Genomic DNA, 11,439 nt, shown 5'->3' with positions numbered 1-11,439 from the left:
ATACATTATGACTTTTATGAATATATGTGCTCAATTATTACACTTTTATCTTTAACGAAGCAGAGCTTCGGGGAATATATCCCATAGAGATTTAACTCAAATCCATCAAGCATTGTTTCATAAACCCCATCGGCTACTCGACTCCCGAATGTGGTCGTATAATAATACTCTTTTATCTCCCATATGGCATGAGGATTGATCGGCCCCGGAAATGCTCCGTCAACTCTTCTCGACAAGGTTCTCACGGGAAAACCCTGAGCTGTTATCGATGTCAACTCGCGAGGATCATAATCACATGGCAAACCCTGCGCATGAGCCTCGATTATCATATTAATAATTCCTGTAAAGTAAGCTGGAGCCTTTTTATCTCCACTTTGCTTATTATCAGGAATTGGACATTTTGGATCAAGACGGCCTTTCAAATCAACAAATACTTTACGCGCCTCTTCTGCATTCATGAGATTGGGTTCAACATCTCTGATTAAAACCTGACCTCTATAGCTTAAATAATCCACAATAAGCTGTCCAAAATCTGTCCAGACGCCATTATGAATAATTCTGCTGTAATCTAAATCATCATCGTTAAAAACAGCCAACACCTCTTCAACAGCAGGAATCAAAAAAACCGCTCCTTGATTTGTATTTTTTCTCCGAACAACATAGCCAAGTCGTTGATTTAACAATTTAATGTTAGACCAGAATTCTAAATCAAGACCGGTAAAATCACTATTGGCGATCATTTAATGATTGTTCATAATTTGAAATAAACTCACCTAAATCACTTCCCAAAGCCTCACAATACTCTTTCAATTCAATAAGATCAATCCTTCTTTCTCCGCTTTCAATTTTACTAACGTAGGACTGAGGAACACCAAGCTTTTCTGCAATATCTTTTTGGCGTAATCCGGAACCGACCCTCAACCGGTAAAGTTGTGCCAGAAACACCTGATACTCTTTTTTGTGCAGACTTTTAGCCATTTTGACCCAACTGATACATGAAAGCAAAAAACGTTAATTCCTGACAAGTTAACCCATAGCTTGATAATACCTTAAATAAGCACTGTATCCCAAATTAGGATTTCTGTACAAAAACAACTACATTGTCACTTATTGTTTAATAAAATTGCGAACCGATGCCTTTACCACTTTTTGAAAAATACCCGTTATATTACCCACCAAAAACCCAATTGCTCAAATGGGTAGGAAATAAACAGCGTTTTGCCAATGAAATAACGAGCTTCTTTCCAGAACACTTCAACCGGTTTTATGAACCTTTTCTTGGAAGTGGCGCAATTATCGCGACCGTTGCGCCGGAAAACGGATTTGGCTCCGACATCTTCAGCCCTTTGATAGAAATCTGGCAAATGTTAGCAACAAAACCTGATATGCTTATCGAGTGGTATGCAGAAAGAAGAAATTTACTTGATAAAGGAAAAGATAAACACACATTATATGAAGAGGTAAAAGCGTCATTCAACAAAAATCCAAACGGAGCAGATTTTCTCTATTTATCAAGAAGCTGCTATGGAGGCGTCATCCGCTTCAGAAAAAATGATGGTTATATGTCAACCCCCTGTGGCATTCATACGCCAATTTCAGTCAGCAGCTTCACAAAAAGAGTCAGAGAATGGTACGAGAGAGTAAAGCATGTGATTTTTGAGAATCTGGATTATCAGCACGTCTTTGATATGGCAAAATATAACGACGTCATTTATTGCGACCCCCCATATAGCCACAGTCAGAAAATTCTCTACGGAGCGCAGGAGTTTTCATTTGAAAACCTGATTAATAAAATAGACCAGGCAAAATCCAGAGGCGTAAACATTGCACTAAGTATCGACGGACATAAAAAATCCGGGAATTATCAATGTGACCTGCCAATTCCGCATGGATTATTTGAACGCGAAATGTATATAACAACTGGGCGCTCGATGCTCAAACGATTTCAAATGGAAGGCCAAAGTCTTTATGATGAAGTTGTTGCTGACCGGTTATTGCTCACGTATTAAGTACATATATTCGGATTAGCGACAAACGCATGAACCAGAAAATCAATGAGATACACTCAATCCATATCGAAAAATATTGCTTTCAAATCCGCAGCAAATGGCATTCATTGAAGAAATCGCATCGGTGACGGGGGTCGTATTTCGCTGTTTACATCGCGATTGAAGAGACCAAGCGTGTCGCAGTCACGATGCCATCGTCGGGATCGAAAATTCTTGTCACATTGGTCTGGCTGACTCTTTCCAGCGAGGGTAAATCCTGGAACATACTTCCCAATTTTTACCGTAACGAGTGCAAAGCCTCTGTTATTTCCAGCCTGACAAACAGTCCGGACACTGATTTTTTCTATATTGACCTTACGATTACGGCGATGCCCTTGAACAAATTCAGAGTACCGCCAAAGTCCCGGAACCGTGCCGGAATTCGAGCTGAATGGAACTGTTTTCAAAGCAAGCCATCGAAAACACAACTACTATCCGCGCCAAAAACCGTTGAGATTCCTCTGTCGTGAAGTGGCTTTAAAATCTAAACATACACGATCATGGACTTATCCAATCTCCTTCAACTTGGCGCTTCCGCCATTCTGCACAACAGCGATCAGGCGACCAATGGCCTTGACAGCAACGAACTGGTTTCGGCGCTGGGAGGTCTGCTGGGAGGAGAAGGCAGCCTGAACCTCGGCGCAATCCTCTCCAAAATGCAGCAGAGCGGGCTGGGCGACATCGCGGCCTCGTGGCTGGGTAAAGGGGCCAACGCGCCAATCTCTCCTGAAGCGGTGACCGATCTGATCGGGAGCGATCAACTCGCGGCCTTCGCCTCCCGCTTCGGGCTTTCGACGGAGAGCGCCAAAACCGCGGTCGCCAGCGCGTTGCCTGAAATGGTGGACAAGGCCAGCCCCGACGGCTCGCCGCTCGAAAGCATCCTCGGCAATATCGGCGAACTGGGCGGACTGGCAGGCATGGTGAACAAGCTCTTCTGAGCCACCGAAAAGCACCGCGACTGAACACAACCGCATGGAAGCCAACGTAACCCAGGTCGGCGACTCGCTCACCGTCCGCATCGGCAACTACCAGAAAGGCGTGGTGTTACCGACCTTCCTCGCGGGGATGAAGGTCGCCCACGCCGGGTACGAGGAGAAGTGGCTGGCGATCGAGTTCAGAAAGAAGGAGATGGCGGGGGTGGGATGAACGGCCTTTCGTTATTCAGGAGCAATGATTCTGACTGTCGGAAAACAGGTCTGATACCGGTTTTTATCTCTTGTAATCAAATCGAGTCCGGAGACGGCGGCATGTGCTCCGATAAAAAAGTCAGGCAACGGGGAGCGCTTTTCGCCTTTGTGCTTTCGGTAGTTGAGAAACGCTTTGCCAGCAAGAAAAAGGGCCTCCTTCGGAATTTCCAGCATCGGCAATCCGCTTTTCGCCAGCGCTGCCTCCAGCTCCTCGATCTTTTCAAAGCCAATGGAAATTTCGGAATAGATGACTGGATTGATGAATAAAGTGGTGCGGACAGCATAGTCAGAAAGAGCCGCCTCCGACCAGTCGGCCCAAACAGGATCATCGAGAAATACATCGAGGATGATATTGGAATCGACCAGCAGTCCGTTCATACCTCTCTGGTCAGCGCCATGATTTCGTCTGTCGTCATCCTGACCGTCGCAACCCCTCGCAGCTTTTTAAACGTGCGGCTCGCGGGCGCGGCATTTTTCCGCTTTACCAGAATAACGCGATCCCCCTCCTGCACGAAATCCACTTCGCTATCAGGAGTTATCCCCAGCTTTTCTCTTATGTTAACAGGTATCGTCACCTGCCCTTTGGTTGTCACTTTCATGTTGCCCTCCGGTATTACGTATTACCCGTAAGAATACCACATCGCTCGCGACCAAGCAAACGTTGGCCAGCATCAAATCTCTGTCGTCGGGACGCCCCTGCAAGAGCCACGCAGGACTACCTCTCATCCCGATTCTTCGTACGGCCGCTTCGCGAAGCGCCCCAACAATAGCCACCAGATTCACCAGCACCGCCATCTTTCCCCAATTCATCATTCAAAATTCATAATTCATCATTCTCCCCTGCTGGAGCGCACAACTCGAAAACCGCCGCGGTAGCCGTCCCTGAGGCCCGGATTGAGGCTGTTCCGGGCCGAACAGCGCAGAAAACCAGGCCTGCTGCCCCACGAGCCGCCGCGCAACGCTTTCACGTCTTTGTCGTTGTCGTACCAGTTCTCCATCCACTCCCAGACGTTGCCCGCCATGTCGTACAGCCCTTCAGGCGTCGCGCCGTCAGGGTAGCTGCCCACCGGCGTGGTCGCGCCAACCGTATCACCGTAATTGGCCAGCTTCGGATTTGGTTCCTTGTTCCCCCATGGATAGTGCCGTTTCTCCTTTCCGGCCGCCGCCCACTCCCACTCGGGTTCATTCGGCAAGCGGTACAGATCGGTACAATTTCCCTCGCTCTCCATCAGCGATAGCCAAAGGCAATAGGAGCGGGCGGCATACCAGGTAATAGTGACCACCGGCTGGTCATCACCACCGAATTTCCGGTCTCCGTCACGCCCAGAGCTAAAAAGGTTGGCAAGATTGCTTTTGCCCTTCTTCAGATACTCCGCAAATTGGGTATCCCATCTCTTTTTATCGGCAATTGTCTGCAACTCCGCCTCAAGCCACCGGTATTCCGGAGGCTTCGATCGCAGAAAATCGATAAACCGCCGATAGAGCTTGTTGGTCACCGGGTAACGGGCAAAGAAAATCCCCTGCTCCTCACGCTCTCTTCCGGATATGAAAATGTATTCGGCATTCAGTTCAAGCCGATTACGGAACAGGGTTTTCCCACTCTCCTGAACAATGTGCGTCTTGTGTTTATCATCTGGCTGGCTGGTCTTTGCCTCCTCAGGCATTTGACCGCCCAGCGAAACAAACACGGTTCGTGCATAGCTTTCAACCTTCTCCCTCTTTGTGCTTTTCTCATCGTCGCACTCGGCATATCCCTTGTCAATAAACTCCCGCACGCTCTGCGCGGAATTCAGCTCTCCAATCAAAGCCAGAGCATCGAGCAACATGAATTGACGCCTCTGCCGTTCGGCATCGTACCCTTTGCCGGCCTCTTTCGGCCTACAGAGGAGAGCCTGCAAAGCATCCGTTTTCCTGTTTGGCGCTTCCCCGATCAGCAGTTGCAGCAGCAGCTTCTCGGGCTGGCTGAAAGAGGGCTTGACCAAAGGGTCGAACAGGCGGGACATGAAGTGGTCGAACTGGAACAGATCGAGACCTGCAACAAAAAAACGGATCGCCTCCTCCCATGACGGATCATCGAATCGGGCGATTACCGGATCGAAACACTCCGGTTCACGAAGATCGACAGCAGCAAGCTTTGCCCCAGCCAGATACTCCCGAAACGATTTGTGGCGGAACTCGTAGATTGTGTCCGAAACGTTCGAGATCAGCAGTTCCGACCTGTTCACGACATGAGCCCTCAACGCTTCGGCGAAGGGAGGGGTGAAATCGACCGACTTCATTGCTTTCAGCTCCCGCGTGAAAAGATCGAGCATATCGGCACGCCGCACCTGTTCGCCACCTTTTTTGGTATCTGAAAACATCCAGAGCGCCAACGCCCCCAGCACCGTTCGGAACCGCTCGACGCCCATTTTGGCAAGAGGGTTCTCTTTGTCAAGAATCTCTCGCGCTGTCTCTCGTTTCAGCACCAGATAGTCGAACAAACCGCGATACAACTGCTCTCGGGTTTTCGGCAGGTCATGCTCCCGGTACCAGAGCAAGGCCATCATCTGAAGCACCATCGGTATTGCGGCAAGCGGTCGCAAACCCTTGTAACGGTCATCGGCCAGATGCCCGATGATCTTTCCGGCAAAGGCTTCAGACTGCTCCTGAATATGGCGCTGCAACTCCCTGTCGGAGCGTTCCCCCTGCTCCAGTTCCGAGCGTTTGAGAGCAGAGAACCATTTCTGTAAAAACTCTCGTTGCTGACCGGAATCGAAATCCTGAACATAGGCCTTGTTGGTGGAGGCTTTCAGCTCGACATCCCTGAAACCGGTTCGCCTCGTGGTCACCACAAACCGCGCCTGCCCGTATGCTTCATTTCGCCACTGTTCATCGATCCAAGTACAGGCCTCCTGCCGCTCTTTGGTACCGGTGATTTCATCGAGACCGTCGAGCAGCACCAGCGATTCTCCCGACTGTAACCATGACTCGAATACCTGCGGACCGACCTGACAACCATGGTTGGAGGCCCAACGATGGAGGCTCTCAGGCAATGATTCATACGCGCCCTCCTTTTGGCGAAGCGAACGCAGATGCAGAAAAAAGACTCTGACCGGAAGTGAAAAGCCAAAGCTCCCCGCACGTTGCTCTTCGAGCACGGAAAGCGCATAGTACTGCATCAGGGTTGTCTTGCCTGTGCCGGCATCACCCAGGATCAGCAGTAATCGGCGCTCATTACCGGAAAATGCTCGAACCATCAATTGAGCGGGTTTCAGCGGTTTCGGCTCTGTATCGCGATCAAAAGGCGTACCCTGAATTTCCTCGACAAAGCCCCCTCGACGATCGTGGTTCCAGTTGATCGACAGCTTCACGAAAGTATCGTCATCGAGGTTCACGTCGATCCGCTCAAATCCGCTCGGCAAACCGAACAGCCTCAAGGTGCCCAGTTCCCGTTTCAGGCACGTCCTGTACCGTTCCCACTCCTCCTCTGATGCCTGTACAACAGAGAGGGCAGCACCATACCGGTCAAGGGGGATCGTCCGGCAATGCCTGGAGGCATGATCGCGTGGAAACACAGAGGTATCGAGCGTCCATTGCCAGTTTGGCCTTCCGGAATTGCACAGCGGGTACAGCGTCACCTTTCGCTCTTCAAACCGTCCATACATTGCGCTTCTCGGCCACGGGCACTGTTCACCCGCAGCTCCAGAGGCAACTTCCAGAAATTCACCCTCATGCACCTCCGGTTCATGGGTATGGCCACGCAACAGAAGGTCAAGGCGCTCTTTGAGCAGCGCCCGGATCGTCGTCTGTTCAAACGGAGCCAGAAAAGAGAGCGGATGATGAATCAGGCCGATACTCAGGTCAGGTTTTTCGGAAGCCTCTTGAGGCTGAAGGCTGGAGTCGAGACACCCCTTCCCAATGAGCAATTTTGAGGAATCAGTCGTTGAATCCGCGCAAAAAACCGCGCTGTTCATCAGAAGAAGAGAAATCCTCAGACCATCGATTTCAACCTGCTCCGCCATACAGGTGCTTCTGTCGGTAAACGTTCGGATGCCCTTGAAATAATCGTTATACCATGCGGCAAATGCCCCCAGCTTTCTGGTGATATACTGGCAGGGTTCGTCGAGTGAAAAGTGCTCTTCCAGCTCTTCTGGATTCTCAAAAGTCGGCTTCAGACCCGTCCCCCGCATCCTGTTGCGGTTCACCTCATGATTACCCGGCACGATGAACAGGCGATCACGTTCAAGACCGGCAGCATCGAGCAGCTTTTCGAAAAAGAGGCTTGCAGGAGCTGGTTCGCCACCGTTCGCTGTGAACACCGTCTCGTTGCCACGATTGGCAATATCGCCGGTCACGAAAATCAGGTCCGGTTTCCACTCTCCCCGCTCAACGTTCTGGCGAACCAGCGAACAAAGGTTATTGAGGTTGCTGGTACGTTCGCGAATAAACGTTTCGCTACTGTTTGAGGGCGCCAGATGCAGATCGGAAAGATGTAACCAGGTAACCGGCATAGCAGAAAAAGTCAAGGATTGAAATTGACAGCTCGACCGAACAACAGAGAAACTACGCAAAATCCAGAACTATCCGGGCGCACGCCATGCGCCCTTACGAGAGGAGGGAAATTCACGATCCATCGCGGAAGGATATCTACTTCTTCAGTTGCCCTTTGGATGGCAAGAAAAGCAGGAGTTGGGCTGAAGCCCTTGCTTTTTTTGTTATCCCTTTGTCCCCCGGCTTGAAAGCCGGGGCAACAGAAATGTAAGAAGGGCGAATGTCCATCGGGCTAAAGCCCTCCTGAATGTAAGAGAGCCGGGGCACACCCTTCATCCATCGTTCTTGTCCCTTTTTCTCGCTTTCCGGCAGGACTTTGCGGACTCGTCCCTGCACCAGAGCTTCACGCCACGGCTCCACGCTTCGCGGCCGATGATGTGGGCCGCGACCGGGGCGGTCAAAAAGAGAAAGATGATGATGGCGATGGCTCGGAAGGTGATGGCGGCATCCTGCCAGAAAAGCACCGTGCCGGTGAGCACCAGGCCGATGCCGAGGGTGGAGGCCTTGGTGGTGGCGGACATGCGGGTGTAGAGGTCGGGCATCCGGATGATGCCGAGCGCGGAGAGCAGAATGAAAATCGTGCCCGCGAGAATGAATACGCCGCTGAATAGTTCGGTCATAATCTCCTCCTTCGTTCCAGGTAATACGCGAACGCTACCGTGCCGAGAAAGGCGAGCAGCGCCAGAATGATGCCGACGTCGAGAAAGGCGGTGTTCGCGTTCAAAATCGAATAGACCGCGATGAAGGCGATGGTGTTGGCCGAGAGCAGGTCGAGCGCGACGATGCGATCCTCGATCTCCGGGCCGATCAGGAGCCGCAGGAAAATCAGCAGAATGGAGAGGCCGATGATCGACAGGGCGATCGTGGCCGACAGTTCGATAAAGCTCATCGCATCACCCCGATCAGTCGTTTTTCCAGGCCATCTTTCAGCTCGCGCCGAAACTGCTCTTCGTCTTCGAGATACATCACGTGCACAAAAAGGGTTTTGCGGTCGTCCGAAACGTCGAGGCTCAGCGTGCCGGGCGTCAGGGTGACCAGGTTGGCGAAAAGGGTGATTTCGAGGTCGGTTTCGACATCGAGCGGCACCTCGACGATGCCCGGATCGAGGTAGTTTTTCGGCGTCAGAATATCGAACGCAACGCGGAGATTAGCCAGAATCAGCTCCTTAAGGAAGTAAAGCACAAAGCCCGTAACCTGCCGTATCTTCGAGAAATAGGTCTCCTTACCGAACGCCGAGCGCGACATCCAGAGAATCAGGTAGCCGACCACCATGCCGGAGATGAAGCTCGGCGCGCTGCTCTCGCCGGTGAGCAGCATCCACGCGAAGGCGAGCAAAATGTTGAAAAGAAACTGACTCACAGGCCACCTCCCCGGAGCACTGCGTTGCGGTAGCTCCCGACATCGAGCAACTGCGCCGCCGCGCGGGCGGAGAGTTCATAGACCGGCTCGAACGAGAGGCCGAAAAAGAGGATCACCCCGCAGAGCATCACCACCGGCAGGTAGAGCAGCGCCGTGCGTCCGTTGCCGTGCACCTCCTCCGTCGCGGATACGACGCCGGGGTCGTCTTTCCAGAACGCCTCGTTCCAGATTTTTATCATCGAAAAGAGCGTCAGCAAGCTCACCGTGAGTGCCGCGGCGGTCACGAAATAGTGCCCGCTTTCGAGGCCTGCGCGGATCACCATGAGCTTGGCCCAGAAGCCCGAAAGCGGCGGAATGCCGGCGAGCGCGAGCGCCGAAACGAGAAACAGCGCGGCAAGCAACGGTTCCGTGCTGTACAGCCCGCCGATCTTCTTGAGCTGGAACGCCCCGGACTTTTCGCGGATGATACCGCTGATGTAAAAAAGGCTGGTTTTGGCGACAATGTTGTGCACGATGTAGAACAGCCCGCCCGCGATGGCCAGCGGCGACTGGATCGCGATGGCGAAGAGCATGTAGCCGATCTGGCTGACGATGTGGAACGAGAGCAGCTTGCGTAAATCGTACTGCGCCGCCGCGCCGAGCACGCCAACGATCATCGTCAGCGGCGCGACCCAGAGCAGGATGCGAAAAATCGCCTCCGACTCCGCGCCGGTGAAAACCGTGGTAAAGACCCGCATGATCGCATAGACCCCCACCTTGGTGAGCAGTCCGGCGAAGATGGCTGACACGGCGACCGGCGGCGTGTGGTAGGAGGCCGGGAGCCAGAAGAAGAGCGGAAAGATCGCCGCCTTGACGCCGAAGGTGACGAGCAAGAGCACCGCCACCACCGAGAGCAGATTGCGCTGCTCGATCATCGGCAGCCGCGCCGAGAGGTCGGCCATGTTCAGCGTGCCCGCCACGCCGTAGAGAATGCCGACCGCCGAGAGAAAAATCGCCGACGAAAGCAGGTTGATCGTCACGTACTTGACCGACCCTTCGAGCTGGCGGGGCGTTCCGCCGAGCGCGAGCAGCACGAAGGAGCTGATGAGCATCACCTCGAACCAGACGTAGAGGTTGAAGAGGTCGCCGGTCAGGAACGCGCCGTTGATGCCGACCAGCAGCAACTGCATGAGCGGATGGAAGAAAAAGCGCTCCCGCTCGCGGTCGATGCTGCCGAGCGAGTAGATCGAGGTGGTCAGGCCGATGAGCGCCGTGGCGGCGACCATCACCGCCGAGAGCAGATCGGCCACGAGCGTGATGCCGAACGGAGCAGCCCACCCTCCGGCCTGAAGCGTGAGGATGCCTCCCGCATACACCCGCGCGAGCAGCGCGACGGCCACCGCGGCCTGCGCGAGCGACGCCCCAAGCGCCAACCCGCGTTGCACGCCGGGGTGCTCCCGGAACGGCAGCATGACGAGCGCCGTCACGAGCGGCAGCAGGATTGGAAGGACGAGCAACAGCTTCATGCGTCACCCCCTTCGATGCAGTCGGTCGTGCGCATCGCATCGACGTCGTCCGTGCCAAGCTCCTCGAAGCTTCGCCTGAAAAGCACGATGGCGAACGCCTGCAAGCCGAAGCCGATCACGATGGCCGTCAGGATCAGCGCTTGCGGCAGCGGGTCGGCAAACGGTTCGACCAGCGCCTGCGCACCTGCGGGCACGAAAGCCGGAGCGCCCTTGGTCAAGCGCCCGGTGCTGAAAATCAGCATGTTGGCCGCGTGGCCGAGGAACATGATGCCGAAGATCACCTTCACCAGACTGCGGCGTAAAATCAGATAGATCCCGGCGGCGTAAAAGAGGCCGGTGATGAGTGCGAGCAGGAGCGTCATGGTTCATCCTCCCCGGCAAGCGAAAAGACGATTTTGAGGGTGATGCCAAGCACCAGCAGATAGACCCCGACGTCGAACAGCAGCGGCGTGCCGACCTTGCCGATCACCGGAATGCCGGTGTTGACCCAGACGCTCTGCATGAACTCCATGCCGCCCAGAATCGACGGCAGCGTGCTCGCAAGCGCCACGCCGAGACCCGCGACCACCACCGTGAGCGGCTCGAAGCGGAACACGCGCTGCGCCTCTTCAACGCCGTTGGCGATAAAGTAGAGCGCATAGGCCGCCGCCGCCACCAGCCCGCCCGCGAACCCGCCGCCCGGCTCGTTGTGCCCGCGCAAGAGCAGAAACACCGAAAAGAGCTGCAACAGCACCAGCAGGTAGCGGGAGGAGGTCGAAAGGATCAGGGAATTCATACTTGTTGTCTGATAGTTGCGACCGTAAGTCGCTT

14 protein-coding genes are annotated in these 11,439 nt (G+C 53.6%); 3 read left to right on the top strand and 11 right to left on the bottom strand.

From position 1 onward, the window contains the following. Nucleotides 1-14: 14 nt before the first annotated feature. The gene (locus tag EST62_RS07255) at nt 15-740 is read right to left on the bottom strand and encodes a hypothetical protein (RefSeq protein ID WP_129051438.1); all 726 of its coding nucleotides are present in this window, start codon (nt 738-740) and stop codon (nt 15-17) included. Next, a complete protein-coding gene (locus EST62_RS07250; protein WP_129051437.1) occupies nt 727-978 on the bottom strand; it encodes a helix-turn-helix domain-containing protein in 252 nt (83 codons plus the stop codon). Before EST62_RS07250 ends, EST62_RS07255 begins: the two co-directional genes overlap by 14 nt. Nucleotides 979-1,133: 155 nt before the next feature. Between EST62_RS07250 and EST62_RS07245 the strand changes: the two genes are divergently transcribed. The 3 genes from EST62_RS07245 (at nt 1,134) to EST62_RS07235 (ending at nt 3,194) form a co-directional block, all read left to right on the top strand. Beyond that, a complete protein-coding gene (locus EST62_RS07245; protein WP_129051436.1) occupies nt 1,134-2,009 on the top strand; it encodes a Dam family site-specific DNA-(adenine-N6)-methyltransferase in 876 nt (291 codons plus the stop codon). A gap of 539 nt (nt 2,010-2,548) precedes the next feature. Then, entirely contained in the window at nt 2,549-2,986 is a 438-nt protein-coding gene (locus EST62_RS07240) for a YidB family protein (protein ID WP_129051435.1), read from the top strand. Between the two features lie 34 nt (nt 2,987-3,020). Further along, nucleotides 3,021-3,194, top strand: coding sequence for a hypothetical protein (locus EST62_RS07235; RefSeq protein ID WP_245153514.1), 174 nt, complete (start codon nt 3,021-3,023; stop codon nt 3,192-3,194). Between the two features lie 11 nt (nt 3,195-3,205). On the opposite strand, the gene EST62_RS07230 is transcribed toward EST62_RS07235, so the two are convergent. The 9 genes from EST62_RS07230 to EST62_RS07190 form a co-directional block, all read right to left on the bottom strand. Continuing rightward, the gene (locus EST62_RS07230; protein ID WP_129051434.1) at nt 3,206-3,613 is read right to left on the bottom strand and encodes a type II toxin-antitoxin system VapC family toxin; all 408 of its coding nucleotides are present in this window, start codon (nt 3,611-3,613) and stop codon (nt 3,206-3,208) included. Beyond that, on the bottom strand, nt 3,610-3,834 hold the full coding sequence (locus EST62_RS07225) for an AbrB/MazE/SpoVT family DNA-binding domain-containing protein (RefSeq protein ID WP_129051433.1): 225 nt from the start codon (nt 3,832-3,834) through the stop codon (nt 3,610-3,612). Before EST62_RS07225 ends, EST62_RS07230 begins: the two co-directional genes overlap by 4 nt. Nucleotides 3,835-4,065: 231 nt before the next feature. After that, entirely contained in the window at nt 4,066-7,725 is a 3,660-nt protein-coding gene (locus EST62_RS07220; protein WP_129051432.1) for an SUMF1/EgtB/PvdO family nonheme iron enzyme, read from the bottom strand. A gap of 312 nt (nt 7,726-8,037) precedes the next feature. Then, on the bottom strand, nt 8,038-8,385 hold the full coding sequence (mnhG, locus tag EST62_RS07215; RefSeq protein ID WP_129051431.1) for a monovalent cation/H(+) antiporter subunit G: 348 nt from the start codon (nt 8,383-8,385) through the stop codon (nt 8,038-8,040). Then, complete coding sequence (locus tag EST62_RS07210; RefSeq protein ID WP_129051430.1) at nt 8,382-8,654, bottom strand: monovalent cation/H+ antiporter complex subunit F; 273 nt, start codon at nt 8,652-8,654, stop codon at nt 8,382-8,384. Before EST62_RS07210 ends, mnhG begins: the two co-directional genes overlap by 4 nt. Next, nucleotides 8,651-9,124, bottom strand: a complete 474-nt coding sequence (locus EST62_RS07205; protein WP_129051429.1) for a Na+/H+ antiporter subunit E — start codon at nt 9,122-9,124, stop codon at nt 8,651-8,653. Before EST62_RS07205 ends, EST62_RS07210 begins: the two co-directional genes overlap by 4 nt. After that, nucleotides 9,121-10,629: a Na+/H+ antiporter subunit D gene (locus EST62_RS07200; protein WP_129051428.1), complete on the bottom strand. Its 1,509-nt coding sequence runs from the start codon at nt 10,627-10,629 to the stop codon at nt 9,121-9,123. Before EST62_RS07200 ends, EST62_RS07205 begins: the two co-directional genes overlap by 4 nt. Then, nucleotides 10,626-10,991 carry a Na+/H+ antiporter subunit C gene (locus EST62_RS07195; protein ID WP_129051427.1) on the bottom strand — a complete coding sequence of 122 codons (366 nt, stop codon included), beginning with the start codon at nt 10,989-10,991 and terminating at the stop codon, nt 10,626-10,628. The genes EST62_RS07200 and EST62_RS07195 overlap by 4 nt, the downstream gene beginning before the upstream one ends. Continuing rightward, a complete protein-coding gene (locus EST62_RS07190; protein ID WP_129051426.1) occupies nt 10,988-11,404 on the bottom strand; it encodes a Na+/H+ antiporter subunit B in 417 nt (138 codons plus the stop codon). Before EST62_RS07190 ends, EST62_RS07195 begins: the two co-directional genes overlap by 4 nt. Nucleotides 11,405-11,439 lie beyond the last annotated feature (35 nt).

Origin of the sequence: Chlorobaculum sp. 24CR (assembly GCF_004118635.1) — a bacterium.
Lineage (GTDB): Bacteria > Bacteroidota > Chlorobiia > Chlorobiales > Chlorobiaceae > Chlorobaculum.
This window is presented reverse-complemented; position numbering and strand designations above follow the sequence as displayed.

What these genes read in the sequence shown, in the direction of transcription:
- mnhG (WP_129051431.1), bottom strand. Translation starts at nt 8,385, where the DNA reads ATGACCGAACTATTCAGCGGCGTATTCATTCTCGCGGGCACGATTTTC.
- EST62_RS07250 (WP_129051437.1), bottom strand. Translation starts at nt 978, where the DNA reads ATGGCTAAAAGTCTGCACAAAAAAGAGTATCAGGTGTTTCTGGCACAA.
- EST62_RS07210 (WP_129051430.1), bottom strand. Translation starts at nt 8,654, where the DNA reads ATGAGCTTTATCGAACTGTCGGCCACGATCGCCCTGTCGATCATCGGC.
- EST62_RS07255 (WP_129051438.1), bottom strand. Translation starts at nt 740, where the DNA reads ATGATCGCCAATAGTGATTTTACCGGTCTTGATTTAGAATTCTGGTCT.
- EST62_RS07245 (WP_129051436.1), top strand. Translation starts at nt 1,134, where the DNA reads ATGCCTTTACCACTTTTTGAAAAATACCCGTTATATTACCCACCAAAA.
- EST62_RS07235 (WP_245153514.1), top strand. Translation starts at nt 3,021, where the DNA reads ATGGAAGCCAACGTAACCCAGGTCGGCGACTCGCTCACCGTCCGCATC.
- EST62_RS07240 (WP_129051435.1), top strand. Translation starts at nt 2,549, where the DNA reads ATGGACTTATCCAATCTCCTTCAACTTGGCGCTTCCGCCATTCTGCAC.
- EST62_RS07230 (WP_129051434.1), bottom strand. Translation starts at nt 3,613, where the DNA reads ATGAACGGACTGCTGGTCGATTCCAATATCATCCTCGATGTATTTCTC.
- EST62_RS07190 (WP_129051426.1), bottom strand. Translation starts at nt 11,404, where the DNA reads ATGAATTCCCTGATCCTTTCGACCTCCTCCCGCTACCTGCTGGTGCTG.
- EST62_RS07195 (WP_129051427.1), bottom strand. Translation starts at nt 10,991, where the DNA reads ATGACGCTCCTGCTCGCACTCATCACCGGCCTCTTTTACGCCGCCGGG.
- EST62_RS07225 (WP_129051433.1), bottom strand. Translation starts at nt 3,834, where the DNA reads ATGAAAGTGACAACCAAAGGGCAGGTGACGATACCTGTTAACATAAGA.
- EST62_RS07220 (WP_129051432.1), bottom strand. Translation starts at nt 7,725, where the DNA reads ATGCCGGTTACCTGGTTACATCTTTCCGATCTGCATCTGGCGCCCTCA.
- EST62_RS07200 (WP_129051428.1), bottom strand. Translation starts at nt 10,629, where the DNA reads ATGAAGCTGTTGCTCGTCCTTCCAATCCTGCTGCCGCTCGTGACGGCG.